Source organism: Bradyrhizobium sp. UFLA05-125 (genome assembly GCF_059803515.1).
Map to the genome: position 1 here is coordinate 1 of NZ_JBANBJ010000019.1, position 26631 is coordinate 26631.

The 26631-nt window shown below is 64.1% G+C and carries 29 protein-coding genes; 10 read left to right on the forward strand and 19 right to left on the reverse strand.

Annotated features, from left to right (window positions below):
* Nucleotides 1–221 precede the first annotated feature (221 nt).
* The gene (gene ggt, locus SO156_RS18570; RefSeq protein WP_498535815.1) at nucleotides 222–1958 is read left to right on the forward strand and encodes a gamma-glutamyltransferase; all 1737 of its coding nucleotides are present in this window, start codon (nucleotides 222–224) and stop codon (nucleotides 1956–1958) included.
* A 304-nt stretch (nucleotides 1959–2262) separates the two neighbouring features.
* Nucleotides 2263–2550, forward strand: coding sequence for a hypothetical protein (locus SO156_RS18575; RefSeq protein ID WP_027521901.1), 288 nt, complete (start codon nucleotides 2263–2265; stop codon nucleotides 2548–2550).
* A gap of 23 nt (nucleotides 2551–2573) precedes the next feature.
* Here the strand turns inward: SO156_RS18575 and SO156_RS18580 are convergent, their stop codons facing one another.
* A complete protein-coding gene (locus SO156_RS18580) occupies nucleotides 2574–3284 on the reverse strand; it encodes an SDR family NAD(P)-dependent oxidoreductase (protein ID WP_498535816.1) in 711 nt (236 codons plus the stop codon).
* A 209-nt stretch (nucleotides 3285–3493) separates the two neighbouring features.
* On the opposite strand from SO156_RS18580, the gene SO156_RS18585 reads away from it, so the two are divergent.
* Nucleotides 3494–4003: a winged helix-turn-helix transcriptional regulator gene (locus SO156_RS18585; protein ID WP_498535817.1), complete on the forward strand. Its 510-nt coding sequence runs from the start codon at nucleotides 3494–3496 to the stop codon at nucleotides 4001–4003.
* An 18-nt stretch (nucleotides 4004–4021) separates the two neighbouring features.
* Here SO156_RS18585 and SO156_RS18590 read toward each other — a convergent pair whose 3' ends face one another.
* The 5 genes from SO156_RS18590 to SO156_RS18610 form a co-directional block, all read right to left on the reverse strand.
* On the reverse strand, nucleotides 4022–4783 hold the full coding sequence (locus SO156_RS18590; RefSeq protein WP_498535818.1) for a serine acetyltransferase domain-containing protein: 762 nt from the start codon (nucleotides 4781–4783) through the stop codon (nucleotides 4022–4024).
* 171 nt (nucleotides 4784–4954) lie between these two features.
* Entirely contained in the window at nucleotides 4955–5440 is a 486-nt protein-coding gene (locus SO156_RS18595) for a DUF2852 domain-containing protein (RefSeq protein ID WP_458149435.1), read from the reverse strand.
* A 121-nt stretch (nucleotides 5441–5561) separates the two neighbouring features.
* Nucleotides 5562–6317 (reverse strand): TetR/AcrR family transcriptional regulator, encoded by a 756-nt coding sequence (locus tag SO156_RS18600; protein WP_498535819.1) that lies wholly within the window; start codon nucleotides 6315–6317, stop codon nucleotides 5562–5564.
* Between the two features lie 82 nt (nucleotides 6318–6399).
* Nucleotides 6400–6765 carry a YciI family protein gene (locus SO156_RS18605; protein WP_498535820.1) on the reverse strand — a complete coding sequence of 122 codons (366 nt, stop codon included), beginning with the start codon at nucleotides 6763–6765 and terminating at the stop codon, nucleotides 6400–6402.
* Nucleotides 6766–6817: 52 nt separating this feature from the next.
* The gene (locus SO156_RS18610) at nucleotides 6818–7240 is read right to left on the reverse strand and encodes a YciI family protein (RefSeq protein ID WP_498535821.1); all 423 of its coding nucleotides are present in this window, start codon (nucleotides 7238–7240) and stop codon (nucleotides 6818–6820) included.
* A 724-nt stretch (nucleotides 7241–7964) separates the two neighbouring features.
* Here SO156_RS18610 and SO156_RS18615 point away from each other — a divergent pair.
* Nucleotides 7965–9632 (forward strand): methyl-accepting chemotaxis protein, encoded by a 1668-nt coding sequence (locus SO156_RS18615; protein ID WP_498535822.1) that lies wholly within the window; start codon nucleotides 7965–7967, stop codon nucleotides 9630–9632.
* A 96-nt stretch (nucleotides 9633–9728) separates the two neighbouring features.
* Here the strand turns inward: SO156_RS18615 and SO156_RS18620 are convergent, their stop codons facing one another.
* The gene (locus SO156_RS18620) at nucleotides 9729–10106 is read right to left on the reverse strand and encodes a cupin domain-containing protein (protein WP_498535823.1); all 378 of its coding nucleotides are present in this window, start codon (nucleotides 10104–10106) and stop codon (nucleotides 9729–9731) included.
* 97 nt (nucleotides 10107–10203) lie between these two features.
* Here SO156_RS18620 and SO156_RS18625 point away from each other — a divergent pair, with 97 nt between their 5' ends.
* The gene (locus SO156_RS18625) at nucleotides 10204–10992 is read left to right on the forward strand and encodes an SDR family NAD(P)-dependent oxidoreductase (RefSeq protein ID WP_498535824.1); all 789 of its coding nucleotides are present in this window, start codon (nucleotides 10204–10206) and stop codon (nucleotides 10990–10992) included.
* 146 nt (nucleotides 10993–11138) lie between these two features.
* Nucleotides 11139–11546: a hypothetical protein gene (locus tag SO156_RS18630; RefSeq protein ID WP_458149448.1), complete on the forward strand. Its 408-nt coding sequence runs from the start codon at nucleotides 11139–11141 to the stop codon at nucleotides 11544–11546.
* A gap of 61 nt (nucleotides 11547–11607) precedes the next feature.
* On the opposite strand, the gene SO156_RS18635 is transcribed toward SO156_RS18630, so the two are convergent.
* From SO156_RS18635 to SO156_RS18650, 4 genes are all read right to left on the reverse strand, one after another.
* A complete protein-coding gene (locus tag SO156_RS18635) occupies nucleotides 11608–12021 on the reverse strand; it encodes a VOC family protein (protein WP_284268424.1) in 414 nt (137 codons plus the stop codon).
* Between the two features lie 24 nt (nucleotides 12022–12045).
* Nucleotides 12046–12582, reverse strand: a complete 537-nt coding sequence (locus SO156_RS18640) for an SRPBCC family protein (RefSeq protein ID WP_458149429.1) — start codon at nucleotides 12580–12582, stop codon at nucleotides 12046–12048.
* Nucleotides 12583–12716: 134 nt separating this feature from the next.
* Entirely contained in the window at nucleotides 12717–13994 is a 1278-nt protein-coding gene (locus SO156_RS18645) for an RNA polymerase sigma factor (RefSeq protein WP_498535825.1), read from the reverse strand.
* Entirely contained in the window at nucleotides 13991–14359 is a 369-nt protein-coding gene (locus SO156_RS18650) for a YciI family protein (protein ID WP_458149427.1), read from the reverse strand. Before SO156_RS18650 ends, SO156_RS18645 begins: the two co-directional genes overlap by 4 nt.
* Before the next feature lie 140 nt (nucleotides 14360–14499).
* Between SO156_RS18650 and SO156_RS18655 the strand changes: the two genes are divergently transcribed.
* Nucleotides 14500–15465 carry a 2-hydroxyacid dehydrogenase gene (locus SO156_RS18655; protein WP_498535826.1) on the forward strand — a complete coding sequence of 322 codons (966 nt, stop codon included), beginning with the start codon at nucleotides 14500–14502 and terminating at the stop codon, nucleotides 15463–15465.
* A gap of 25 nt (nucleotides 15466–15490) precedes the next feature.
* Here SO156_RS18655 and SO156_RS18660 read toward each other — a convergent pair whose 3' ends face one another.
* The 5 genes from SO156_RS18660 to SO156_RS18680 all read right to left on the reverse strand — a co-directional run bounded on the left by SO156_RS18660 (nucleotide 15491) and on the right by SO156_RS18680 (nucleotide 20158).
* A complete protein-coding gene (locus tag SO156_RS18660; protein WP_458149425.1) occupies nucleotides 15491–16060 on the reverse strand; it encodes a hypothetical protein in 570 nt (189 codons plus the stop codon).
* Nucleotides 16061–16131: 71 nt separating this feature from the next.
* Nucleotides 16132–16545, reverse strand: a complete 414-nt coding sequence (locus SO156_RS18665; RefSeq protein ID WP_458149424.1) for a Rieske (2Fe-2S) protein — start codon at nucleotides 16543–16545, stop codon at nucleotides 16132–16134.
* Nucleotides 16542–17642, reverse strand: coding sequence for an amidohydrolase family protein (locus tag SO156_RS18670; RefSeq protein ID WP_458149423.1), 1101 nt, complete (start codon nucleotides 17640–17642; stop codon nucleotides 16542–16544). The genes SO156_RS18665 and SO156_RS18670 overlap by 4 nt, the downstream gene beginning before the upstream one ends.
* Nucleotides 17639–18745, reverse strand: a complete 1107-nt coding sequence (locus tag SO156_RS18675) for an amidohydrolase family protein (protein ID WP_498535827.1) — start codon at nucleotides 18743–18745, stop codon at nucleotides 17639–17641. The genes SO156_RS18670 and SO156_RS18675 overlap by 4 nt, the downstream gene beginning before the upstream one ends.
* A gap of 42 nt (nucleotides 18746–18787) precedes the next feature.
* Nucleotides 18788–20158 carry an MFS transporter gene (locus SO156_RS18680; RefSeq protein WP_498535828.1) on the reverse strand — a complete coding sequence of 457 codons (1371 nt, stop codon included), beginning with the start codon at nucleotides 20156–20158 and terminating at the stop codon, nucleotides 18788–18790.
* Nucleotides 20159–20285: 127 nt separating this feature from the next.
* Here SO156_RS18680 and SO156_RS18685 point away from each other — a divergent pair, with 127 nt between their 5' ends.
* Nucleotides 20286–21206 (forward strand): LysR family transcriptional regulator, encoded by a 921-nt coding sequence (locus SO156_RS18685; protein WP_498535829.1) that lies wholly within the window; start codon nucleotides 20286–20288, stop codon nucleotides 21204–21206.
* Between the two features lie 30 nt (nucleotides 21207–21236).
* Here SO156_RS18685 and SO156_RS18690 read toward each other — a convergent pair whose 3' ends face one another.
* Complete coding sequence (locus SO156_RS18690) at nucleotides 21237–21887, reverse strand: TetR/AcrR family transcriptional regulator (protein ID WP_498535830.1); 651 nt, start codon at nucleotides 21885–21887, stop codon at nucleotides 21237–21239.
* A 108-nt stretch (nucleotides 21888–21995) separates the two neighbouring features.
* Between SO156_RS18690 and SO156_RS18695 the strand changes: the two genes are divergently transcribed.
* A complete protein-coding gene (locus tag SO156_RS18695) occupies nucleotides 21996–22640 on the forward strand; it encodes a glutathione binding-like protein (RefSeq protein WP_498535831.1) in 645 nt (214 codons plus the stop codon).
* Between the two features lie 56 nt (nucleotides 22641–22696).
* Here the strand turns inward: SO156_RS18695 and SO156_RS18700 are convergent, their stop codons facing one another.
* Entirely contained in the window at nucleotides 22697–23509 is an 813-nt protein-coding gene (locus SO156_RS18700; protein WP_498535832.1) for an NAD-dependent protein deacetylase, read from the reverse strand.
* Between the two features lie 152 nt (nucleotides 23510–23661).
* Here SO156_RS18700 and SO156_RS18705 point away from each other — a divergent pair, with 152 nt between their 5' ends.
* On the forward strand, nucleotides 23662–24990 hold the full coding sequence (locus SO156_RS18705) for a dicarboxylate/amino acid:cation symporter (protein ID WP_498535833.1): 1329 nt from the start codon (nucleotides 23662–23664) through the stop codon (nucleotides 24988–24990).
* Here the strand turns inward: SO156_RS18705 and SO156_RS18710 are convergent.
* Entirely contained in the window at nucleotides 24987–26582 is a 1596-nt protein-coding gene (locus SO156_RS18710; RefSeq protein WP_498535834.1) for an ABC-F family ATP-binding cassette domain-containing protein, read from the reverse strand. The two genes, SO156_RS18705 and SO156_RS18710, sit on opposite strands and share 4 nt — an antisense overlap.
* Nucleotides 26583–26631 lie beyond the last annotated feature (49 nt).

Consider the following 26631-nt stretch of genomic DNA (forward strand, 5'->3'; position numbering starts at 1 on the left):
GCCTATCAGCTCGTGCCCGTTGTGAAATGCGAGGTGTGACGTCATCACGGGACAAAGTGCGGTTCCTCCGCCCTCCCCCGCAAGGGGCAAGGGCGGAGGAACCGCACTTTGTCCCGTGATGACGTCACACCTCGCATTTCACAACGGGCACGAGCTGATAGGCTGCGCGCGCGAACAACAATGTGTGCCGGGATTCACCGGCCCAACTCAAGGAGCGTCCCGTGCAGAAACCAGGAACAGGCGTGCGGTGGATCTCTGCCGCGATTGTTTCGATCAGCCTCACAACGTTGGACCCAGCGCGCGCGGCATCGGTCGCGCCGGTTGCCGCGGAAAACGGCATGGTGGTGTCCGCGCAGCATCTGGCGACACAGGTCGGTGTGGACGTGCTCAAGCGTGGCGGCAATGCCGTCGATGCGGCCGTCGCGGTCGGCTACGCGTTGGCGGTGGTCTATCCGGCAGCCGGCAATCTCGGTGGCGGCGGCTTCATGACAATCGAGCTCGCCGACGGCCGCAGGACCTTCCTCGATTTCCGCGAGACGGCGCCAAAGGGCGCGACGGCCAACATGTATCTCGACAAGGATGGCAACGTCATCGCGGGCACCTCGACCAATGGGCACCTCGCCGTGGGCGTGCCGGGATCCGTCTCCGGCATGGAATACGCGCGCGAAAAGTACGGCACCATGAAGCGCGCCGACCTGCTCGCCCCAGCAATCCAGTTCGCCGAACAGGGCTTTGCGCTGGAACAGGGCGACATCGATTTATTGCGTACCGCCACCACGGATTTTCAGAACGATCCCGCATCCGCCGCCATCTTCCTCAACAACGGTCAGCCGTTCCAGGTGGGTGAGAAGCTGGTGCAGTCGGAGCTCGCCAAGACCCTGCGCGAGATCAGCAGCAAAGGCACCGACGGCTTCTACAAGGGCTGGGTTGGCAACGCCATCGTGGCATCGAGCCAGGCCGGCAAAGGCCTGCTGACGCAGGACGACCTCGACGGCTACAAGACGCGCGAGCTCGCGCCCGTCGAATGCGACTATCGCGGCTTCCACGTGATCTCCGCACCGCCACCGAGCTCGGGCGGCGTCGTCATCTGCGAGATCCTGAACATCCTGGAGGGCTATCCGCTGAAAGAACTGGGCTACCACTCCGCGCAGGCCGTGCATGTGCAGATCGAAGCCATGCGCCACGCTTACGTGGACCGCAACAGCTACCTCGGTGATCCCGACTTCGTGAAGAACCCGCTCGACCGTCTGCTCGACAAGAACTACGCGACCAAGATCCGCGCCGTGATCGATCCGAACAAGGCCGGCATCTCCAAGGACATCAAGCCTGGCGTCGCGCCGCATGAGGGAAGCAACACCACGCACTATTCGATAGCGGACAAGGACGGCAACGCGGTGTCGGTGACGTACACGCTGAACGACTGGTTCGGCGCCAAGGTGACGGCAGCCAAGACCGGCGTGCTGCTGAACGATGAAATGGACGACTTCACCGCCAAGGTCGGGGTGCCGAACCTCTATGGCCTGGTGCAGGGCGAGGCCAATTCCATCGCTCCCGGCAAGCGGCCGCTGTCCTCGATGAGCCCGACCATCGTCACCAAAGACGGCAAGACCGTCATGGTGGTGGGCACGCCCGGCGGCAGCCGCATCATCACGGCTGTCTTGCAGACCATGATCAACGCGATCGACTACGACATGAACGCGCAGGAAGCCGTCGACATGCCGCGCATTCACCAGCAATGGCTGCCGGACCTGACCAATGTCGAAGACTATGCGCTGTCGCCGGACACCCGCAAGATTCTGGAAGGCATGGGCCACAAGTTCGGGCCGCCGCAACCAGCCAACCATCTGGCGGTCATCATCGTCGGCGCGCCGTCGCTGAACGGCAAGCCGGTCGGCAACAACCGCTACTATGGCGCCAACGATCCCCGCCGCAATACGGGACTGGCCGCGGGGTATTGAGGGTCTTGTAGATGCGTAGGGTGGGCAAAGCGAAGCGTGCCCACCACTTCTGTCGCAATCGCGGAGGGATGGTGGGCACGGCGCTAACGCGCCTTTGCCCACCCTACCGCCGTTCGATAGACAGCGGCGAAAACCACGCTATGCAGCTTGTGCCACGCGCGAGGGTTATCCCACCGGTCAATCAGGAACTCACTCTATTGTCCTTGCCCTCAAGCCACCTGACGATGCGAAAATGGGCCGCTCGTCAAACAACTGACGGCTATGGCTGGCGAGCCCGCCCGACGACCTCGTACGGGAGATCCGCATGGAACAGATTCTGATCAATCTCGTGTCAGGCGCGCTTGGTGGAATTGGCGCGGGCAAGTCTTCGCCGACATTTGATCTCGGAATGGCCGGCAACGTCATTTCAGGCCTGGTCGGTGGCGGCGTGCTCGGCCAGGTCATTACGCTGCTGCTTCCGTCCATCATGGCCGCAGCAGAATCCGGCAATTTGAGCGTTGGCGGCGTCGTGTCACAAGTCGTCGCCGGTGGCGCCGGCGGAGCGATCCTCACCGCGATCGTCGGAGCCATCAAGAACAAGGCGGCCGCGTGATCGGTGAGGCAAGGGCCGAGATCTCACCATTTTTCCTTCGACGTCCGCACGTCGAGCTCGAACGACCAGGCGCGTTCGGGCTGCCTGTAGAGGAAGGCAAAGGCATCGACGATGCCTTCGATGCTGATCAAGCTGTCCTGCCGGCTTGCAGCATCGGGAAGGCGGTTCATGATCTTGTCGCCGGCGATCGCGCCGTCGACCACGACATGAGCGACGTGGATGCCGTCGGGCGCATATTCCTTGGCCATGGCCTGGGCCAGCGTGCGCAGGCCCGCCTTTGCCGAGTTGAACGCGCCAAAGCCAGAGCGCCCGCGTAGCGAGGCGCTGGCGCCGGTGAAGAGCAGCGTGCCGGCCTTCTTCGGCGCCATGCGGCGCACCGCCTCGCGGCCGAACAGGAAGCCGCCGAAGCAGACGACGCGCCAGGCGTTCTCGAAATAGTCGGCTTCCATCTCGATGATCCTGCCGGGCGTGTTGTTGCCGGCGTTGTAGATCGCGAGATCGAGCTCGCTGCCGGCGGCATCGAACAGCGCGGCGACGTCGCTCTCCTTGGTGGCATCGGCGACAAAGGGAACGGCCTGTCCTCCCGATTTTTCGATAGCATTCGCAACCGCCTCGAGCATCGAAGAGGTCCGACCCGCTACGATCACTTTGAGCCCGTCCGCAGCAAACCGCTTGCAGAGCTGGGCGCCGAGCCCGCGGTCAGGGCCCACACCGATCACGATTGCCGTCTTCATCGCATCCTCCCGCTGGAGCTTGGAGCCTACGTCACTATCCGCACAGGATTGCCATATAGTTCTAAAATGAAACTATATACTGGTTCGCGGGTTTTACCTAGGTGTACGGGGTTTCGGCCTCTTTTAAGGAGCTTTCATTCCATTTTGGAATTTTATATTGTTGCCACACGAACGCGTTGAGAATTCAGCCTTTTCGGGGGTCGGACGGAATGCGATGGGATTTGCTTGAGCAGGAACAATGCTCGGTCGCCAGAACTGTGGCCGTGATCGGCGACCGCTGGAGCCTTCTGATCCTGCGCGACTGCTTTCTGCGCGTGCGCCGGTTCGAGGAGTTTCAGTCGCGGCTCGGGGTCACCCGGCATATCCTCGCCGATCGCCTGAAGAAGCTGGTCCGGTTCGGCGTGCTCAGGCGTTCGCCCTATCAGGAGAATCCGACGCGTTACGAATACATCCTTACCCAGAAGGGACTGGATCTCTATCCCGTGGTAATGGCGATCGTGCATTGGGGCGACACCCACATGGTGGATGAGCGCGGCCGCCCCATGCTTCACGAGCACAAGAGCTGCGGCAAGATGTTCGATCCGGTGCTGGTCTGCTCCGAATGCGGCGAGCCGATCATTGCGAAGGAGGTCCACGTGCACGCCGGCCCCGGCGCAGCGAAAGGCGCGGCCAAGGAGCTCGCAGCGCGCGAAGCCGCCTCATCGGCCCGCGCGAAATAGCGGCCGCTGCTTCGACAATCAGGCAGCCCGCTCCGGACAGTTGGTCAACTGGGCGGGATTGCCGACCGCAGTGCAGCCGTCTGGCACGTCAGAGGTCACAACCGACGCGGCGCCGATCTTGGCGAAATCGCCAATGCGAACGTCGCCCAGGATGACCGCGCTGGCGCCGATGAAGACACCGTGTCCGATCCGAGGCGAGCGGGTCGGCAATTCGCCACGGCGGCCGATACTGACATTCTGGAGAATCGTGACGGCGTCACCGATCACGGCGTTCGCGCCGATCACGATGCCTGTGGCGTGGTCGAGATACACCGACGATCCGATGCGCGCCGCGGGATGAATGCTGACCTGCAACGCGTTGGATGCTTCGTTCTGAAAGAGCAGCGCCGCATCGATATGTCCGCGATGCCAGAGCCAGTTCGAGACCCGCCAGGCCTCGAGCGTGACATAGCCCTTGAAGTGCAGCAGCGGCGGCAACAGGCCGGCGACGGCGGGATCCCGGATCGTGATGGCGCGCAAATCGAGGCTTGCCATCTCGATCAGGCCGGGCTGGTCGTGGAAAGCGTCGTTGGCGAACGCTGTGAGGCGTGTGCGCGTCGTGGCGTTGCCGCCAAGCCGTCGCCCGATCAAATCGGACAGAGCGGCGGCAAAATCGTCGTGCGCGAGAATGGTCTCCGCCAACGTGACGCCGAAGACAGGATCGGCCGTAGCTGCGCGTTGCGCCTCGCCACGAATCGCCCGCCAGAGACTGTCGTCCGCTACGATCGCAGCTCCCGCCATCGCCGCCTCCGGTCTTTTGCCACACGGTTTCGCCGCACGAATATATGATGTGTGCGGCAGTGCGCCACCAAGCTCGCAAAACCAAACCGCCCGCCTGCGGGGCTCGCAGGCGGGCGGCTCGGGGCCATCAGGACTTATGGGGGCGTGTGCCTGAAGGCTTTGAGGATCAGATCAACCTTGCGGCGGCGGCTCGTTCGGCGGCGTCGGACGGGTCTTGTGCTGCGCCATGAACTGGTCGAACTCTTCCTTGTCCTTGGCGTGACGCAGCCGCGTCAGGAAATCCTTGAACTCACGCTGCTCTTCCTCGAGCCGCTGGAGGGTCTCGGCGCGGTACTCGTCGAAGGCACGGTTGCCGGAAGTCGGCGGGCCGAAGCCAAAGCCGAAGCCACGACGCTCCATGCGGTCGCGCATGCGGTCCATCTTGTACTGCATCTTCTCCATCTTGTTCTGCCAGCGATCCTGGTGGCTCCAGCACGACATTCTTCTGCTCCCGAGTGTGAAAAAGAGAAGGGCAAGCCCGATCGGCCACCAGATGATGAAGCCCAGGATGGTCACGGCAATCCAGCCGGGGTGCCAGGGCGTATCGAGCATGTGGGGGCGGTAGTAGGGGTCGTCCGAGGGGCCGCGCCATCGATTGACATCAGCGGTGTAGGCCATTTCCCATCTCCATCACGGCAGTCACGCCGTTGTGAATGTAAATAACATTTACATAGGTAGCCGATCCCGCGGTTTTGTCAAGCCGGCCGCCAGACAGACCCGCCGATTTATTTGCGCAATTTTATTTCAGCTTGCCCCAAGGACCACCCGAAGGGGCCCCCGGGGAGTTGCCAGAAGTGGAGGATGCCTCCGGTGGCACCGGCGGCGGCTCGGCGCCTCCAGCCATGGGACGGCGATCGATCGGGAAGCCGAGCCCACGCAGATAGATCAGCACCTCGGCCTCGAGCAGTTCATCTGGCGACATCGGCAGCTTGCGCCGCGCGGCATCGCCGCGGGAGAACAGCGAGGCCACGCCGTGTGACATCGACCAGATATGCAGCGCCATCATCATCGCCGGCGGCCGCGGCGTGCCCGGCGGCGTCAACGCCGCGAGGCGCTCTGCAGCCGCACGAATGACGCCGAAAGCGCGCTCGCCTGCGGCCATCAGGGCCGGATTGGCGTCGACGGGCAAGCCGGATTCGAACATCGCGGAATAGAAAGCGGGCTCTTCGCGCGCGAAGGCGAGATAGGCTTTACCGACGCGCTCGAACGCCGTGACGGTGTCCGGGCGGCCATCGTCCCAGGCCGCGGTCAGGCGCGCCTCGAACTGTTCGAAGCCGCGCTGAGCGATCGAGGAGAGTAGCTCATCGCGGTCGCGAAAGTGTCGGTAGGGAGCGGCCGGGCTGACGCCCGCCATCCGCGCGGCATCGGCAAAGGTAAAGCCGGCCGCGCCCTTCTCGGCGATCAGCCCCAGCGCCGCCTGGAGCAGCGCCTCCTTCAGATTGCCGTGATGATAGCCGCGCTCAGCGCGGCGCTGCTCGTCCTTGCGCCAGCTCATGTGAATGACTTTTACATGAGCCGAGCGCGAAGGTCACTAGCGCGGGCGGGGATTGATTAACCCCGTATTTCCCCGGAATGAGCTAGCCGCCGGGGATCGGCAGCACCGGCATGATCTCGACCCGCTCACCCGGGAAGATCGCAAAATGCGGATGGTTCTCGAACATCTTTGCCGCGGCTTCGTGAGAAGCGGCCTTGACCACGGTGAAGGCGCCCATCTCGTTGGCGATGTCGGCGACACCCCTGGCGTCGACCTTCTTGGTCTTGCCGAGCGGGCCGCCCATGGCCTGGATCGCGCCCTGGTGCTTCTGGACCCAGGCGTGCCACGCCGCCATGCCTTCCTTCTCCTTCGCCTTGCGTTCGGCTTCCGGCAGCGCATTCCAGGCGGCCATCTTCGCGCTCTCCCTGCTGCCGAGGAAGACGGCGAGATAGGTGTCGTTGGTGCTCATGGGCTTCACTCCTCTGTTGCTTTGGCGCTTGGACGAAAGGCGATCGCGCAGGCTAGCGGCCGGACTGGCCGCCTTTGCGCAGTTCGGTGAAGCCGGCGGCCGCCTTCTGCACATCAGGCGAAAAGTCGGCCATCTCCTGCACCTGGCGGATTTCGATGATCTCGTTCGGCGAGGCCGGGCACTTCTTGGCCCAGGCGATCGCCTCATCGCGCGAAGCGACCTCGATCATCCAGTAGCCGCCCAAAACCTCCTTGGACTCGGCGAAGGGTCCGTCGGTCACGATCGGCTCGCCGGTCGCAAACGAGACGCGGGCGCCCGTCGAGGGCGGATGCAAACCTTCGAGCGTGATCAGGACGCCGGCATTCTGGAGCGCCTCGTTGTAGCGCATCATCGCGGCAACGCGCTCGGGATCGAGTTGAACGTTTTTCGGCGCGGTTTCGTAACCGAGCGGAATCATCAGCATCATGAATCGCATGGTGGCGTCCTTTGGGTATTTCGCTTTTGGGCCAAGATCACCGGCTCTCACGTATAAGACGAACCGCATCTTGCAGTCCCGACACGCCGGTGAAAATTATTTTGGAGGTAAAGCCCCGACGGGGCTAGCCCCGCCGCCGCAGGAGGACGCCGTGCCGATGGGCCGGTCCGAAATAAACGTCGATGCGGGCGATCTCGTCGCCCGCGAAGGTCATGAGTGCGGTATTGCGGGAGCTCTTGCCGTCTGTTGCCAAAAGCGGTCGGGGACGAAGGCCTCGTCGCCCTGGACGAAAATGCGCCCAATGTGGCGGCGCGCGATTGAGCCGGTGTGCTTCCAGCAGCGCTAAGCCTGATGGTCGAGATTGTCGTCGAAAGGACTGGTGAAGCGGAACTTGTCGCGAGCGCGTCCGCTAGCGGGCGCGGTCGTTGGCGAGACAGGCGGCGAAGCCGGATTACCAAATCATCCCGCTGAGATGTCTTTGGTACATTGGTAATACTACTGAGGCGACTCGCCGAACACCGCACTGCATGCTGTCGTGCATATGAATCAAGAAAGCTCACAATTTTAAGCACATCGTTGCTGTCGCGAGAAATTGCGGAACCCGGTTCCCCAGCCAAGCGGTTCACAGTTGCTAAACAAGCCGATGCAACTTTTTCCCGCTCGCTTTTCGCGACTCGCATTTTTTCGTCTTGCTCCAAACCGGAGCCAATTGCGGAACCTCATCATGCTCAGCTTCCAAAACAGCACAAAAATCCAGAATGCAATTGCGCAGGCCGCGGCGATCGGCCGATCCCAGGCCGTGATCGAGTTCAAGCTCGACGGCACCATCGTCGGCGCCAATACCAATTTCCTGAGCGCGATGGGCTATTCGCTCGACGAGATCAAGGGCAAGCATCACAGCATGTTCGTCGATCCGGCCGAACGAGAGAGCGCGGCCTATCGCGAGTTCTGGGCGCGGCTCAATCGCGGCGAGTTCCAGGCCGCACAATACAAGCGCTTTGCCAAGGGCGGCCGCGAAATCTGGATCCAAGCCTCCTACAATCCGATTCTTGACAGAAGCGGCAAGCCTGTTGGTGTGATCAAGTTCGCAACCGACATCACCGCGCAGAAGATCCACGGCATGGAGGACGCCGGCAAGATCGCTGCGATCGGCCGCGCACAGGCCGTAATCGAGTTCAACATGGACGGCACCATCGTCACGGCGAACGAGAACTTTCTGAAAGCGATGGGTTACTCGCTCGAGGAGATCAAGGGCAAGCACCACAGCATGTTCGTGACACCGGAGGATCGCGCGAGCTCCGCGTATCGCGACTTCTGGGCCCGGCTGAACCGCGGCGAATTCGAGGCGGCCGAGTATAAGCGCCTCGGCAAGGGCGCCAGGGAGATCTGGATTCTCGCGACCTACAATCCGATTCTCGACGAGGCGGGAAAACCGTTCAGGGTGGTGAAGTTCGCAACCGATGTTACGGAGCAGAAGCTGAAAGCGACCGACAATGACGGGCAGATCGCCGCGATCTGGAAGTCGCAGGCGGTGATCGAGTTCAACATGGACGGCACGATCCGCGACGCGAACGAGAATTTCCAGGAGGCGATGGGCTATGCCCTCGCCGAGATCAAGGGCAAGCACCACAGCATGTTCGTCGAGCCGAAAGAGCGCGACACGGCGGCCTACCGGCAATTCTGGGAGACGCTCAATCGCGGCCAGTACCAGGCTGCCGAATACAAGCGGATCGCCAAGGGCGGCCGCGAGATCTGGATCCAAGCCTCTTACAATCCGATCTTCGACCTCAACGGCAAACCCTACAAGGTGGTGAAATACGCAAGCGATATCACGGCGCAGGCGATCGGCCGCAAGAAGGCCGACAACGCGCGCGGGCTGATCGAGGCCGTTGCGGCCGGCAGCGAGGAGATGAGCGCCTCGATCCGGGAAATTTCCGAGACCATGTCGAAATCGCGCGACAGCTCGAAGGCGGCGGCGGGCCGGGTCGAGACCGCCGATGGTCAGGCCCAGAAGCTCAACGCGGCCGCGCAGGCGATGCGCGGTATCGTCGAGCTGATCTCGGGCATCACAGGCCAGATCAACCTGCTCGCGCTCAATGCCACGATCGAATCCGCGCGGGCCGGCGAGGCAGGGCGCGGCTTTGCCGTGGTGGCCTCCGAGGTGAAGAGCCTCGCCAATCAGGCCAAGCAAGCGACCGACACGATCTCCTCGGAGATCGACGCGCTGAACAGCATCTCGGGCGACGTGGCAAGTTCCCTCAGCGCGATCAAGGCCGCGATCGCGGGCCTGAACGAGTTCATCGCCTCCACCGCCGCCGCCGTCGAGGAGCAGAGCATCGTGACCGCCGACATGTCCGCCAATATGCAGCGAGCCTCGGCGGAGCTGTCCTAAGCATGATCCGGAAAAGTGCGAAGCGGTTTTACGAAAAGATCATGCGTAAACAATAACCTAAAGCGCGATGACGATTCATCCTAGTCTCATCGCGCTTTAGTCCGGCAGCCACCGCCGCGTCGCCTCGCTCGCACCCTCCGGCATGGCTTCGAAGATCGCTGACGCCAGCACGGCGTGGACGTGCAGCGTCGTGGTTCCGGCGTTGCGAAAGCCATGCCTGCGGCCTGCCGGCACCAGCACCGACTGGCCGGCCGTGACCCTCACGCCGTCTCCCTCCAGCCAGATTTCGGCCTCGCCCTCGCGCACCGTCAGCACTTCCTCGACGGTGTGGCTGTGCGTCGGCGCGCCGGCGCCGGGGGCCACCCACTGCTCGAAGATGCAGAGCGCTGTGGCGCCGGTGCGGGCCGAGGCCAGCATGCGGGTCTTGACGCCAGGCCGCCACTCTTCCAGCGCGGATGGATCGGAGGGCTGCATGCGGAGGCCTTTCTTGTGGAGACAAAGGCACAGTAAAAGATACGAGACGCCGCCCCCCCTTAACGTCCGGCGTTTCGGACACAGGACAGATTAGCAGATGACTTCAAGCCCGCAAAAAGTTGCCCTCGTCACCGGTGCCGCGCGCGGTATCGGGCTTGCGACGGCCAGGAAATTCCTCACTGAGGGCTGGCATGTGGCGCTGCTCGACATCGAGGGCGAGTTGCTGGCTCACGCCGTCGCCGCGATCGGCCAGGGCGAGACGACGCTGGCGCTGACTTGCGACATCTCCGATAGCGCGGCGGTCGGTGTTGCGATGAAGGCGGTCGAACAGCGCTTCGGCCGGCTCGATGCGCTCGTCAACAATGCTGGCGTCGCGGTGTTCGCACCGCTGATGGAGACGTCGGACGAGGACTGGAGCCGCGTGCTCGAGGTCAACCTCACCGGCCCTTTCATCAGCACCAAGGCCGCGGTCCCCCTGATGCGCGAGGCCGGCGGCGGCGCCATCGTCAACATCACCTCTATCTCGGCTGTGCGCGCCTCGACGCTGCGCTCGGCCTACGGCACGAGCAAGGCGGGGCTGGCGCATCTGACCAAGCAGCTCGCGGTCGAGCTGGCGGCGCTCAACATCCGCGTCAACGCCGTCGCGCCGGGACCGGTCGACACCGCGATGGCGAAACAGGTGCACACGCCGGAGATCCGCGCGGACTATCACGATGCCATCCCGCTCAACCGCTATGGCCTGGAAGAGGAACTCGCCGAGGCGATCTTTTTCCTGTGCTCGGATCGATCGAGCTACATTACCGGCCAAATTTTGGCCGTCGATGGCGGCTTCGATGCAGCAGGCATCGGCCTGCCGACGCTGCGCGGACAGCGGAGGAACGGGTAGAAGGTTCGTAGGGTGGGTTAGCGAAGCGTAACCCACCTCTTCTGCCACCGCGACAAAGGTGGTGGGTTACGCCTTGCGGCTAACCCACCCTACGAGATCGAGTTCGTGGAGCACTCATGCGACGCGTCGTCTTTGCAAGGACTTGGATGCTGTCGCTCGCGATGTTCGCAGCCGCGCCCGCGTCCGCCGAGATCCGCATCATCCAGTCTCCGGGCGGACGAGTTGGGCCGTTCCTCGAATTGTTCGAGCAGGTGCGCGAGTCGGGCGAGCGTGTGGTGATCGACGGGCCCTGCCTGTCCGCCTGTACGCTGGTGCTGAGTCTGGTGCCCGGCGAACGCATCTGCGTCACCAAGCGCGCAGTGCTCGGCTTCCATGCTGCCCGCTCGGTCGACCGGCAGGGCCGCTTCTATGCCGAACCGGAGGCCTCCGAAGCGGTGCTGGAGGCCTATCCGGCGCCCGTGCGCAACTGGATCAGAAGCCGCGGCGGACTGACGTCGCGGCTATTGCTGCTGAAGGGCCGCGAGCTCGCCGCGATCTACCCACGGTGCAGGTGAGAGTTGCACTGTCCTCTCCCCTTGCTTGCGGGAAGGGGCGGTCGCGCGGCGGCAGTTTGCTTCACATCCCTTCCGCCGGGCAGTTCACCATCCAGGGGATGCCGAACTGGTCGACGCACATGCCAAAGCCCTTGGCCCAGAACGTCTTGCTGAACGGCATGGTGACGGTACCGCCATCGGCGAGCGCGTTGAACTTGCGTTCGGCATCGGCCACGTTGGTGATCGTCAGCGAGATCGAGAAGCCCTGCGGCTTCTGCGAATGCTCCGGCGGCGCGTCGGAGGCCATCAGGACGCTGCCATCGGGAAGCGACAGGCGCGCATGCATGATGGTCTTTTCGCGGCCGGGTGCCGCCGGCATCTCCGGCGGAGCGTCGGAGGCGCGCAGCATCGCCTCGACCTTTCCACCGAGCACGCGCGCATAATAGTTGAACGCGGCTTCGCACTTGTCCTGGTAGAACAGGTATGGATTGAGCATGTTTCTCTCCTTGACGTGAGGCTTCTACTTCTCGGTGAGCTTCTTCAGATTGGCGAGGCCGGTCTCGAAATCCTTGCCGATCATGTTGTCCATGTTGACGAACACCTGCATCAGCTTGGACAGGAACGGGGCCGGACCGTACATCGCCCATGTGACCAGTGTTGCACCGCCTTGCGGCACAAACGTGAACTCGGCGATGTTGTGACCCTCGAAAGGACGCTCGAAATCAAGCTTGATGCGAAGCTTCGACGGCGTGCTCGCTTCGAGAATTTCCATGCGACCGGCGCCGATGTCCTTGTTCCCGTCCCAGGCATAGGTCGCGCCCTTGCCCTGCGCGGTGCCGCCGAACGTGCGCTTCATGCCGGGATCGCGCCCGTCGTAGGGCGACCAGCTCGTCCAGCGCTGGAAATCGGCGATGAGGGGGTAGATGGCATCGGCCGGCGCCTTCACGGCGAGCGTGCGTTCGACGCGAAACATGTCCGGCTTGGTGGCGGCGAAGACGAGAATGCCGGCGATGCCGGCGGCAAGCACAATGGCGACAATGGCAACAGCTTTCAGCATGACGGGCTCCCTTCGATTGGCCTAAGGACGAAGGAGAGAGCGCAAGACCGACAGACGCCGGTGATTTTTTCGCCCCCTACCGCGCGTCATGCCCGGGACAAGCCCGGGCATGACGATCCGGAGAGATGTTCGCTCTACTTTGCCTTGGACGCTTTCGGCTGGCTGTCCCTGATCAGGCGATCGAGATGCATGCGAATGTGGGCCGCCTCGGCCGAGGTGTTGGCGAGTGCGATGGCACGGTCGAAGGCGACGCGGGCTTCCTCAAGGCGGCCGAGCTGCATCAGGAAGGCGCCGCGCACGCCGTAGAAATGGAAGTAGTTGGCAAGCTTCGGCGCGAGCGGTTCGATCAGCGCGAGCGCGGCCTCCGCGCCGCGCACCTTGGAGACCGCGACCGCGCGGTTGAGCGTCACCACCGGAGAGGGCTGCACGAGCTCGAGCGCGCCATAGAGCAGCTCGATCTGCGCCCAGTCGGTTTCCTCGGGCGTCGCCGCACGGGCGTGCAGCGCCGCGATCGCCGCCTGGATCTGATAGGGGCCGCTCCTGCGATGGCGCATCGCCTTGTCGATCAGCGCGAGCCCCTCCGCGATCATGGTGCGGCTCCACAGCGAGCGGTCCTGATCCTCGAGCAGGATCAGCGAGCCGTCGGCTGCAAAGCGCGCCGCGCTGCGCGCATGCTGCAACAGCAACAGCGCGGCGAGCCCCATGATCTCCGCCTCGCCTGGAAACAGCCGCAACAGCAGCCGCGCCAGCCGAATCGCCTCCTCGCATAGCGGCTTGCGGATCTCGGCCGTGTCGCCGCTCGCCGAATACCCCTCGTTGAAGATCAGGTAGATCATTGCGGCGACGGCCGCGAGCCGTTCGCCGCGCTCGACCGCGCCGGGTGCCTCGAACGGCACACCGGCATCCGCGATCTTCGCCTTGGCGCGGGTGATGCGCTGCTCCATCGCGGCTTCCGAGACCAGGAAGGCGCGCGCGATTTGCTTCACGGTGAGGCCGGAGACGATACGAAGTGCGAGTGCGATCTGCTGCGTCGCCGGCAGATCCGGATGGCAGCAAATGAACATCAGGCGCAGGATATCGTCGCGATAGTGCGCGCCGTCGAGCCGCTCGGCGAGCTTCCCTTCGGCGTCATCGAGATCCGAGATCGCCTGGTCGTCCTCCGGCAGCGGCTGCTGCTTGCGCGCGCGGCGCACCTCGTCGATCGCAACGTTACGGCCGACCATGATCAGCCAGGCCGCGGGATCGCGCGGCGGCCCGTTCTGCGACCAGGTCTTCAGCGCGCGCAGGCAGGCATTCTGGAACGCTTCCTCCGCGGTATCGAGGTCGCGGAAATAACGCAGCAGCGCGCCCACCGCCTGGGGCCGCGCCGAGGTCAGCGCGGTCTCGATCCAGGCGGCGTCGGTCTCGCTCACGTCAAATTCCCTCCCGGCCTGAACACGCCGACGGGACGCACCTCATAGGCGCCGCCCGGATTGGCTGCGCCGAGATCGCGCGCGACGTCGAGCGCATCGTCGAGGTTCTTGCAATCGACGATGTAGAAACCGAGCAACTGCTCCTTGGTCTCGGCATAGGGACCGTCGAGCACCAGCGGCGGGTCTTCTTTCCGCAGCGTCGCGGCCGCCGTGGTGGGCAGGAGCCGCGCGACGGGACCGAGCCGGCCCTGCTTGGTGAGCTTGTCCTGCACCACGGCGAGCTTTTTCATCACGGCTTCATCCTGGTCCTTGCTCCAGGAGCCGACGAAATCCTCATCGTGGTAGCAAAGGATGGCATAGAGCATGGGCACGTCCTGTTTTCTCTTATTCTAAAGACGACGCACTATGCCCTGCCCCGACACGGCTTGTGGAAATTTTTTGCAGGAAATGTCCGCGCGTTCGTGCCAAGGAGGGCCCTGAACGGGAACTCGATGGGACATGACGAATGACTAAAGGCGCGCTGGCACTCCTGATCAACAGCAGGCAGCAGAACTGGCTGCCGGAGCGCTGGAAAGCGCGTTTCGAGGCGGTCTGCGGCAAGCGGCGCGTGGTGCTGCTGCCGGATCCGGACCTCGACCTGGCCGAAGTGCACTATGCCGCGGTGTGGAAGCCGGTTCCGGGCGATCTCAAGGCCTTCCCGAACCTGCGCGCGATCTTCAATCTCGGCGCCGGCGTCGACGCGCTGATGGCGGACAACAGCCTGCCGGACGTCCCGCTGGTCCGCGTCGCCGTGCCCGATCTCACCGGACGTATGACCGAATATGTCGTGCTTCACGTGCTGATGCATCATCGGCAGGAGCTTTACCTGCGGCAGTCGCAGCGCGAGAAAACCTGGGAGCCGAAGTATCAATGGCCGGCAAGCACCGTCACGGTCGGCATCATGGGGCTCGGCACGCTGGGCGCGGACGCCGCCGACGTGCTGCGCCGGTTCGGCTTCCGCGTGGTGGGCTGGAGCCGCAGTCCGCGGAGCGTCGAGGGTGTGGAGTCTTTCCACGGCGCGGATCAGATGGAGGCGTTCCTGCGCGCGACCGACATTCTGGTCTGCCTGTTGCCGCTGACACCACAGACGCACGGCATCCTCAACCGCGAGGTCTTTGCGAAGCTCAACCGTAGCAGCCCGCTCGGCGCGCCGGTCTTGATCAATGCGGGCCGCGGCGGGTTGCAGAACGAGGACGACATCCTGGCCTGCCTCGACGACGGTATGCTCGGTGCCGCCTCCCTCGACGTGTTCCTCGAGGAGCCTCTGCCGGCGAACAGCCGCCTCTGGAGCCATCCGAAGGTGGTGGTGACGCCGCACAATGCGGCCGATACCGATGCCGATGCAATCTCCGCATATGTCGCGGAGCAGATCGCGCGTTTCGAAGCCGGCGCTGCACTGGAGAATGTGGTCGATCGGACGCGCGGCTATTGAAGCGTGGCTGGCGGGACGGTCAGCCCTAGCGGCGAGCGCCGAAAGCCAGTGGCGACGCGCCCGGCGGCAGCGGCGAATTGATGTCGCTGTCGACCAGTCCGGACGACTGCTGGGTGAAGCTCGCGCCGAACGACAGGCTGAGATTCGACGTCGGTCGGAATTCGATCCCCGCATTGGCGCGATAGCCACCCGGCAGCGTTCCCGTGGTGGAATCGAAAGGCGTGATCGGACCGCCGGTCCCGAGATTGTATTTCAACGTGTCGAAGCCGGTGTAGATCGTCACCGGTGCATTCGCGAAGTTGTAGCCGAACTTCACGCCATCGGACGACAGCGAGCCGTAATTGCCGAACGCCCTCGCATGATCGAAGCCATTCATGCTCCACGCCGTGCTGTCGCGTGAGCTGCTGAGAAACCAGCCTTTTGGGAACTTGGATTGCGGATCGCTGGCGTCGAAAGCCGGATTGTCGCCCCAGCCCATCAGCCCGCCCGAGTTCATGTAGGGCACGGGGACAGCCTGGGCGTGGGCCGTTCGCCCGCCCAGAGAGGGCGCCACCAAGACCAATGCGAGGCCTAAACTGCGTGCGAAAATCAACATCCGTGCTTCCGTCGTCTGCGCGGGAATTATACGCGCCAGACGTTGGGAACGCCAGAACCGCACGGCACCATTCAGAGGTCGATCACGACATAGGCATCCTCGACGGCGACCGGAAATCGCTCCGCCACATAGGGGCCCATCACGAGGTCGGAGCCGGCCTCAAGCTTCACTTCAAAACTTCGCACCTTCGTGCGGCGCGGATCGCACCAGGATTGGCCAGTCGCCATATCGAACTCCCAGCCGTGCCAGGGACAGCGCAGGAATTCGCCGCGACGCTCCAGGCGATAGTCGCCGGGGCCGGACGATTGGCTGAGGCCGGTCACCACGCCCGAGCAGATCGCCGCCCCACCGTGCGGACAGCGGTTGAGCAGCGCATACAGGCGCCCCTCGACATTGAACACGCCGATCTCGCGCCCGTCGACGACGACGACCTTGCGCGCCCCGGGCGGCAGCTCGGCTGCCGGGCAAACCACACGGCGGCTCATGCGAGGCCATACAATGCCATCGCATTGTCCCTGAAGATCTTGCGACGCTGCTCCTCGGTCATCGGAAATTTGAACGCAAAGGACGGATTGTCATAGTCCCAATGCGGATAGTCCGATGAATAGAGCAGCCGATCCCAGCCGATCCAGTCGATGATCTCGACGATGTGGCGCGACTGCGCCGGCTCCTCGATCGGTTGCGTCGTCCACCAGATGTGTTCGCGCAGATATTCCGAGGGACGCCGCTTGAGATGCGCGACCTCCTTGCGGAATTTCTCGAAGTGCTTGTCCATGCGCCAGGCCAGCGCCGGGGCCCAGCCGAAGCCGCCCTCGACCAGCACGACCTTCAGTTTTGGGAAACGCTCGAACACGCCCTCGATGATCAGGCTGCTGGCCAGCGCTTCCATGCAGGCCACGAAGACATAGTGCTCCTGCAAATAGAAGGTCGGCCAGCCCGAGCCAGTGGAGGGATGGCCGCCATTATAGCCGACCGGATGCAGGCCGATCGGCAGGCCGGCACGCTCCGCCGCCTCATAGATCGGCCAATAGCGCCGATGGCCCAGCGGATCCGATGGCCGCGACGACAGCATGATCTGCACATAGCGGCGATCGCCCGCGCAGCGCTCGATCTCGGCGACAGCCGCCTCGGGAAATTCCTGCGGCACAACGATGCCGGCGCGAAGACGCGGCTCCTCGCGCACCCAACGATCGATCTGCCAGTCATTGGTTGCGCGCGACAACGCCGCCGCAAGGCCGGGATTGCGCTCCTCCATGCCGCCCTTGCTGAGCGCCATCAACAGGCCGAACTCGACATTGACGGGATCGAGATGCTGCTTGCGCAGGAGATCGAGATCGGATCCCGCAGGGCCACCACCTTCAGGAAGCGAATCAGCACGCATGCCAGCCGCCATCATGCGCGGATACATCAGCCCGTTCGGCAGCGCCTGCCGCACATGCACGCCATGGGTCTGGTAGTGCTCGCGCCAGCGCGGCTCGAGATAGGGCAAGAGTTCGGCGGGCGTACGGTGCGCCGGATGGATGTCGCAGTCGACGACTGCGAGCGTCTGGCGGGCCTTCTGTTCGACGAAAGGCGCGTTCATCTGACGTCCTCCTTCGCATGGTCGGCGGCAACGGCAACCGCGCCCTGCGCCAGGCGGGGATAGGTCGCGAGCGCATTGTCGACGAGAATCCGCTGGAGTGAGTCGGGCGGCAGCCCGTCCGGCAGCACATCCTCGCCGTCGAACTGCCAGTGCGGATAATCGGTTGAGAACAGCAGCACCGCGTCGGAACCGATGCGATCGATCGTCTGGGCGACCGCCGCCGCATCCGGCGCATCGAACGGCTGGATGGAGAAGCGCAGGTGCTCGCGGATGATCTCGGACGGCCAGCGATCGACCCAGGGCACTTCCGGCCGCGCACCACGCCAGGTCTTGTCGGTGCGCCACACGGTCATCGGCAGCCAGCTCACACCAGACTCGAGCATCACGACCTTGAGGCGCGGAAAGCGGCGGAACACGCCTTCGGCGACGAGGCTGATCGTCTGGTTGGCGAAGGCCTGCGCCTGCGCCACGTAGTCCTCGAACTGATAGGACGGCCAGCCCACGATCGTCGGCGCGTAGCGATAGGTGCTGCCAGCATGCACGGCGATGACGAGTTCGTGCCGTTCGGCCGCCTCATAGAGCGGGAAGAACTCGCGCCGGCCGAGCAGCTTCTCGCCCATCACGGGCAACAGCACCTGCACGAAACGCCGGTCCGGCGCGAGGCGCTCGATCTCGGCGACGGCCTGCGCCGGATCCTGCGGCGTCACCAGGATCGAGCCACGCAGCCGCGGTTCGCGATCGAGCCATTCGGCGCGGAGCCAGTCGTTCACCGCGCGGCAGATCGCCGCCGCCAGATCATCATTGTAGAGCGCGATCGCACCGTGGATCACATTGGCGATACCGAAGCGGAGATCGAAGGCTTCGAGCACATGGGTGCGCAGCGTATCGAGATCGCTTCGCCCCGCCTGCGGCGCGCGCCAGTCGGCGCGTACGCTGATCGGGGCGTTCGGCGGATAGCTCATCGTGGTGAACTGCATGCGATCGATCGCACGGTTGCAGATCTGGTCGCGCCAATAGTCGTCCAGATAAGGCAGAAGCTGCGCCATGCTCGGCATCGGCGGATGCAGGTCGCAATCGATCGCCCCTGCGAATGGCATTTTCATTTCAGCACTCCGTTGCTTTCAATCAGGCCAGCGCGACGGCGGCTACGCCGGCGCGGTCTGATCGACCTTGCGCGCCGCCGTATGCCTGCGCTGCGAGACTCCGAGCACGAGCACGCAGCACGCCACGACGAGCGGCGGCATCGCTGCGAGCAGGAACAGGGTGGAAAACGGCAAATGCTGCGCGATCAGGATTCCGGCGACCAGCGGTCCGCCGATCGAGCCGATCTTTGCGACCGACAACGCCCAGCCGACGGCGGTCGTGCGGTTGGCGCTGGAATAGAACTGGCCGACCGAGCTGTTCAGGCCCTGGTGACCACCCACCACGAAGAAGCCGACGCAGACCATCGTCGCAAGGTAGGTGCTGTCGCCAAGACCGGCCCAGCCAAGCGAAGCGACCAGCGGCGAGGCAATCAGCGGCACGATCGCAATGGCGATGACGCCGAATCGATCGAGCACCCGGCCAATGGTGAGGCCGCCGACGGCGCCGCCCAGGCTGAACACGGTCAAGCCCATGGCAGCCTGCGCGGGCGTGTGCCCGGACGCCTCCGCCAGGATCGGCGTCCAGCTATTGAGGAAGAACATCGTGATCGAGCTTGCGATATAGGCCACCCACAGGAACGGCGTGATGACCGCAAGCCGTCCGTCGAACAGTGTGGCGAGCTGCGACAGGAGCCCCGTGCCGGCGCTGCCAGCTTCATCGCGAAGGACGAAGCGCGTAGTCGCCTGCGCCCGGAGCGAGGGCTCGATCCGGTTCAGGATGCGGGCGACTTCCGCGGGCTCGCGATTGCGTGCCACGAGGAACTTGATCGATTCCGGAAGCGCGAAGTAGCACAGCGCGGCACCCAGGAGCGGCAGCACGCCGCCGATCCAGAACACGATGGTCCAGCCGAACTGCGGTACGAGACCGGCGGCGATGAAGCCACCGATGCTGCTGCCAGCGACATAGCCGACCATGATGATCGCGACCGCCGTGCCGCGGTACCGGCTCGGCGCATATTCGAGGTTCAGCGCGTAGCACAACGGCGACAATCCGCCGATGCCGATGCCGGCGAGGAAGCGAAGCACGATGAGGCTGGTGATGTCGCTGGCCCAGACCGTCGCGAGTGTGAAGCCGCCGAACACCAGCATCGAGGCCACGATCGAGAGCCGCCGGCCGATGCGATCGCCGAGCGATCCAAACACGAGGCCGCCGACGAGGATGCCGAAAATGCCTGCGCTGAAGACGATGCCGAGCGCCGCCCGCTCGATGCCCCAGGCACGGATGATCGAGGGCGCGGCGAAGGCCATCGCCTGAAGATCGTAACCGTCCAGGAACATGATCGTCGTCGACAGCATCAGGACGGTAAAGACCAGGCCGTTGCGGCGCTGGCGCTCGATGACATCGGTGACATCGATGACGTCAGGTGCGCTCATTGCTCGTTCCTCCGCGTTGCCGTTTCGCTTGTTTTGGTGACGGCTTGTCGCGCTCGGAAGCCTATTTCCTTCCAGATCGAGTGAGAATAAGCTATTTCGCGCGATGATCTTTTGCGGATTGGATTAAATGGCCGATAGCCTTTTGAATATGAAGGCGTTTCTGGCGACCGCGCGGGCCGGCAGCTTCTCCGAGGCTGGCCGGCAGCTCGGGGTGGCTCCGTCCGTCATCACCAAGCGAGTCGGTCAATTGGAATGGTCGCTGAAGGCCACGTTGTTGCGGCGGAGCACCCGTCGACTGGCGCTCACCGAAGTCGGCGAGCGCTATCTCGACGCCATCCGCCAGATCGTCCGCGAATACGACGAGATGGCCAAGGGGATCATGCGATCCCCGAATGAGCTCGAGGGCCAGTTGCGCATCAAGGCGCCGGCATCATCGATGGTCATCGACCTCGCGCAACTGCTGTCGTCGTTTCAGATCAAGTATCCGCGCGTGACGCTGGACGCGGTGCTGGTGGACCGCACGGTCAATCCGGTCGAGGAAGGCTTTGACATCGTGCTCACCATGATGCCGTCGTCCTTCGACGGCGTACTCGAGGAGCCCTTGCACGTGTTCGAACGCGTGCTTTGTGCCGCGCCCTCCTATTTGGCGCGGCGTGGCCAGCCCCGGCACGCCCGCGATCTCGTCAATCACGACTGCATCGTGTTTTCGCCGATCGGGCCGGCCTGGACCTTCGAAGGCCGCAATGGCGTGACGACGGTAGCGGTTCGGCCGCACCTCGTGACCAACAACAGCGCGCTCGTGATCGACAGCCTGTGCGCGGGCAGCGGAATAGCGATCGTGTCACGCACCGCGGCGGCGGAGCGGCTCAAGTCCGGCGCGCTCGTCGAGCTGCTCCCGCAACTTCAGGTCCCTGATCTCTGGCTCAAGGCGCTGGTCCCGGCGACGCGCTCCAATCTCGCGCGTGTGCAGACCCTGCTGGGCTCCATTCGCGATGCCTTCCGGGAGGCCGCGATACCGGTGGCGGCACCCGCGCGGGAGTTGGGGTAGCCACACTCTCGCTGTCGTCCCGGCGAAGGGTTAGCCTTTCACCCCCACCATCATATCGATCGCCCCCTTCACGATCGTGTCGAGCTCCTTGCGCGGGACGCGGGCGCGGGAGCGGATGGCGATGGTGTGGATGGTGGCCGAGGCGAGCTGCGCCAGCACGACCGGATCGGCACTCTCCGGCAGCTCGCCCTTCTCCCTGGCGCGGCGGAAGCAATTAGCAAAAGCCTTGTCGAGCTCGGTGAGGCCTTCCAGCACCATGGCGCGGATCTCGGGATCGCCGACAGCTTCGGATGCCGCGGTCACCACCGTGAAACAACCGCGCGGGCCGGTCTCGCCGGAGAGATAGATGGCGAGCGCGGACGCGAAGATGCGCTCCAGCCGCTCGCGCAACGGCAGATCCGCACGAAAGATCTCCACCATCGATGCGCGCGCCTGCTCGCGGTAACGCTGATAGCTCTTGATGTAGAGCTCGCGCTTGTCGCCGAAGGCGCCGTAGAGGCTTGGCCGGTTCATGCCGGTGGCCTCACTGAGATCGTCGAGCGAGGTTGCGGCAAAGCCCTGCGTACGGAACAGGTCGAGCGCCTTGCCGAGCGCGACGTCGGGCTCATAGGCGCGCGGCCGGCCGCGGCGCTTCGGCGCCTTGGGTGCGGCGACAGGCGGATCTTTTGATTTTTGTACCATATCGCAAATTATCCTTGACCGTCTCCATATTATGCGGAACAGTACAAAAATCAATCCGGCCGGGTTGCAACGCAAGGTCAAACGACACCACGCCCAAGGAGGCACCCCATGGATCTCTATTTTTCACCGCTCGCCTGCTCAATGGCGACCCGCGTCGCGCTGTATGAAGCCGGCGCGGAGGCGAACTATCTCGAGGTCGATTCACCGACCAAGACCGTGCTGAAGGACGGTTCCGACTTCCGTACCGTGAACCCGATTGGCCTCGTGCCGATGCTGCGCACCGACGAGGGCGTGGTGCTGACGGAGAACGCCGCGATCCTGCAATATGTCGCGGACCGCTTTCCGCAGTCCCACCTCGGCACCGGACCGGGCATCGACCGCTCGCGGCTGCATCAATGGCTGTGCTTCATCGGCACCGAGCTGCACAAGGGGTTGTTCATCCCCGTGCTGGATCGCAAGTCGCCGCAGGAGAGCAAAGCCTACGCGCTGGAGAAGAACCTGTCGCGACTCGATTATGTCGAGAACCACCTGAAGGGCCGCGAGTTCCTGCTCGACCACTTCACCGTCGCCGACGCCTATCTCGTCACGGTGATCAACTGGACCATGGCGACGCCGCCGATCGAGCTGGCGAAATGGCCGAATCTGAAGGCCTATTACGAGCGCCTCAAGCAGCGCCCGTCGATCGCGAAGGCAATCACGGAGGAGTTCGAACTGTACAAGTCTGAGCAGGCGCGGCGGAAGGCGGCGGCATAGATCCAAGTTGAACGGTGATCGACGACTCGTCCCGGCCAAGGCCGGGACGAGTCGCCTCACAACAGAAACGCGAGCGCAGCTTCGCAGCGCTCTTCGACCTTCAGCGTCAACAGATCGTCCGCGCGGGTGCGTCCGAGATTGACGGCAGCAATCGGAATGTTCTTGCGCGCTGCCATCTGCACAAAGCGAAAGCCGGAATAGACCATCAACGATGAGCCGACGACCAGCATGGCATCGGCCTGCTCCAGATGTTCTTGCGCTGTTGCCACGACCTCGCGCGGCACGCTCTCGCCGAAGAACACGACGTCCGGCTTGAGGGTGCCGCCGCAGGATTGGCAAGCCGGCACGTTAAACGATGAGAAATCCTCGTGCTCGAGATCGGCATCGCCATCGGGCGCATCCGCGGCATCGAGTGAGAGCCAGCCTGCATTCACGCGGCCGAGGGCACGCTGGAACGCATCGCGCGGCGTCTTGTCGCCGCATCCCATGCAGCGGACGAGATCGAGCCGTCCGTGCAGATCGATCACCTGCCGGTGACCTGCCGACTGATGCAGCCGGTCGACGTTCTGGGTCAGCAGCATCTCGCACTGCCCGTTCGCCTCGAGGCGAGCCAGCGCATGATGCGCGTCATTCGGCATCGCCTGGCCGAACCGCCGCCAGCCGATCAGGCTGCGCGCCCAGTACCGCTGCCGCGTGCGCTCATCCCCCATGAAGGCCTGGTAGTTGACCGGCTGGGTCCGCTTCCAGTTGCCCTGGCTGTCGCGATAATCGGGAATGCCGGAATTGGTGCTGCAGCCTGCCCCGGTCAGAACGAAGAGACGCTGGTGCCGGCCGACGAAATCTTCGAGCGGACGTGTTGCCATGCCCACCGATGTAGTCTGCTTCGATCGGATTTGCCAGATGAGCGCAAGACGATGCTGCGCTGCGGCCCGCGCCCGCCGACGAAATTGTGACTATCGGCCCTGCCCCGGACGGCTCATGATGAAATGGCGCCGACCTGCAACGCAATCCGGGGCACACCATGACGCCAGTCGCGATTCCGCCCGCCGTCCATCGCCGTCATCAACCCTGGTACAAGATCCTCTACGTCCAGGTGCTGATCGCGATCGCGCTCGGGATACTGGTCGGCTATTTCAATCCCGACCTCGGCAAGGAGCTCAAGCCGCTGGGTGACGGCTTCATCGCACTGATCAAGATGATGATCGCGCCGGTGATCTTCTGCACCGTGGTGCATGGCATCTCCTCGATGGGCGATCTCAAGCGGGTCGGCCGGGTCGGGCTGAAGGCGCTGGTCTATTTCGAAACGGTCTCGACGGTGGCGCTCGCGGTCGGCCTGCTCGTCGGCGAGGTCCTGCAGCCCGGGCACGGCTTCAACATCGATCCCGCCACGATCGATCCGAAGTCGGTCGCAACCTACGTCACCAAGGCCAAGGAAGAAGGCATCGTCGCCCATCTGATGGCGATCATCCCGGACAGCTATGTCGGCGCGATCGCGCGCGGCGACATCCTCCAGGTGCTGCTGATCTCGATCCTGTCGGGGTTTTCCATCGCCTTCCTCGGCAAGGCCGGCGAGCCGATCGTCGACGCCGTCGACAAGGCGGCAAAGATGTTCTTCGGCATCATCCGTATCGTCGTGCGCGTCGCGCCGATCGGCGCGTTCGGCGCGATGGCCTTCACGGTGGGCGCCTATGGCCTCGGCTCACTGCTCAACCTCGTCGCGCTGATCGGCACGTTCTATCTCACCAGCATCCTGTTCGTGCTGATCGTGCTCGGCGCGATCGCGCGGGTCGCCGGCTTCTCGATCCTGCGTTTCATCGCCTACATCAAGGACGAGCTCTTGATCGTGCTCGGCACCTCGTCATCGGAAACGGTGCTGCCGCAGATGATCCAGAAGATGGAGCATCTCGGCGCCTCGCGTTCCGTTGTCGGCCTCGTCATCCCGACCGGTTACAGCTTCAACCTCGACGGCACCAACATCTACATGACGCTGGCGACCCTGTTTCTGGCCCAGGCGACCAATACCAATCTCACGATCTGGCAGGAGCTTGGCATTTTGGGCATCGCCATGATCACATCCAAGGGCGCCTCGGGCGTGACCGGCGCCGGCTTCATCACGCTGGCGGCGACGCTCTCCATCGTGCCCGACATCCCCGTGCAATCGATCGCGATCCTGGTCGGCATCGACAAGTTCATGAGCGAGTGCCGCGCGCTGACCAATCTGATCGGCAATGGCGTCGCCTGCGTCGTGATCAGCATGTCCGAGGGCGAACTCGATCGCAACGCGCTGCACGAGACCATGGCGCATCCGCTGGAGATGGGCGAAGCGCTGGAGCCGGGTGGCGGTGGCTAGCGAAGGCCGGGCTCGCCGAGATCGATCCTTCGCGTGACGTCGATCGCCTGCAAAAACGACTCATCGTGGCTGACGACGAGCAGAGCGCCGTCATAGGCTCGCAAGCCCGCCTCGACCGCTTCGATGGAGGCGATGTCGAGGTGATTGGTCGGCTCGTCCAGGATCAGCAGAGGCGGTGGCGCCGCGCCGCCGAGCACGCAGGCGAGGCCTGCGCGCAGCAATTGACCTCCGCTCAGGCTCGCAACGACCTGCAAGGAAGCATCTGCACGAAACATGAAGCGCGCCAGCGCGGCATGGCAGGCGTTGGTCTCGGCCCTGGGATTGAGCCGCCGAAAATTTTCGAGCACGGAGGCGCGCGAATCGAGGAGGCTGACGGTCTGGTCGAACATCGCGAACTTCGTCCTGACGTGCACACTCCCGGACAAGGGCGGCAACTGTCCGGTGACGAGTTTGAGCAGCGTCGTCTTGCCGGAGCCGTTGGGCCCGACCAGCGCGACGCGCTCCGGTCCGACGATGGCGAGTGACAGTTTGCGCAGCAGCGGCCGCTCCGGGTGATAGCCGGCACTGACGTCAACGACCGAGAGCACCTCCCGACCCGCAGGCAGATGCGTCGACGCGAGCTTTACTGATAGCGGCTGAAGGATCTCGATGCGCTGGCGCGCGGTGCCGAGCGCGTCGAGCGCGTCCGCCCGCCGTCGCTCCGTGACCTGCGCGCCCTTGCCGCCGCTGTCCTCGCTGCGGTCCTTGCGAGCGCCGGCAAGGATACGCGGCATGTCGCCCTTGGCGCGCTTCTTCGCGCCCGCGCTGTCCTTGCGCGTCTTGCGCTCGACGGCGGCTTGCGCCTTGTCGTCGAGCTCGCGCAAATGCCTTTCCGCATGCGCGAGGTCGTGCCGGGCCGCAGCAAGCTCGAGCGCCTTCTGTTCGCGAAAACTGCTCCAATTGCCGCCGTATCGCGTGGCGCCGAGCGAGGTCAGCTCGACGATGGCATCCATGGTCTCCAGCAGCTCACGATCATGGCTGACGACGATGGCGCCGCCGCGCCATGCGGCGAGCAGACCGGTCACGGCCTTGCGCCCCTCGCGATCGAGATTGTTGGTCGGCTCGTCCAGCAACAGAAAGTCCGGCGCCGTGAAGACGAGTGCCGCAAGACGCGCCCGCGTAATCTGGCCGCCCGACAGGAGCGCGAGCTCCGTGTCGGCGGAAGCATCGAGCCCGACACGAGCCAGCGCCTCGGCGATCCGCGTCTCGAGCGTCCAGTCGACCTCGGCAAGCTCGTCGGCCGTGGCGTCGCCACGCTCGGCACGGCGAAGCAGTGCGAACGCCTCTCGCGCACCGAAGAGGTCAATGATCGCGGCGCCCAGCGCAAGTTGGACATCCTGGCGCAGCAGCCCAATGGTTCCGTTGACGACAAGGCGGCCGGACTGCGAGCTCAAACGCCCCAAAATTGCGGCGAGCAGCGTCGTTTTGCCGACGCCATTGCGGCCGACGAGGCCGGTGCGCTCGGGCCCGAAGGTGAGATTGACGTTTTGGAGAAGAGAGCGACCGTCAGGCGTAGCCAGTGACAGATCGGACAGGATGATCGAAGCAGGCATGAGATTCCCCGTGAGCAGAGCGAGTGAGCTTTGCGGTCGGGGTGAAATC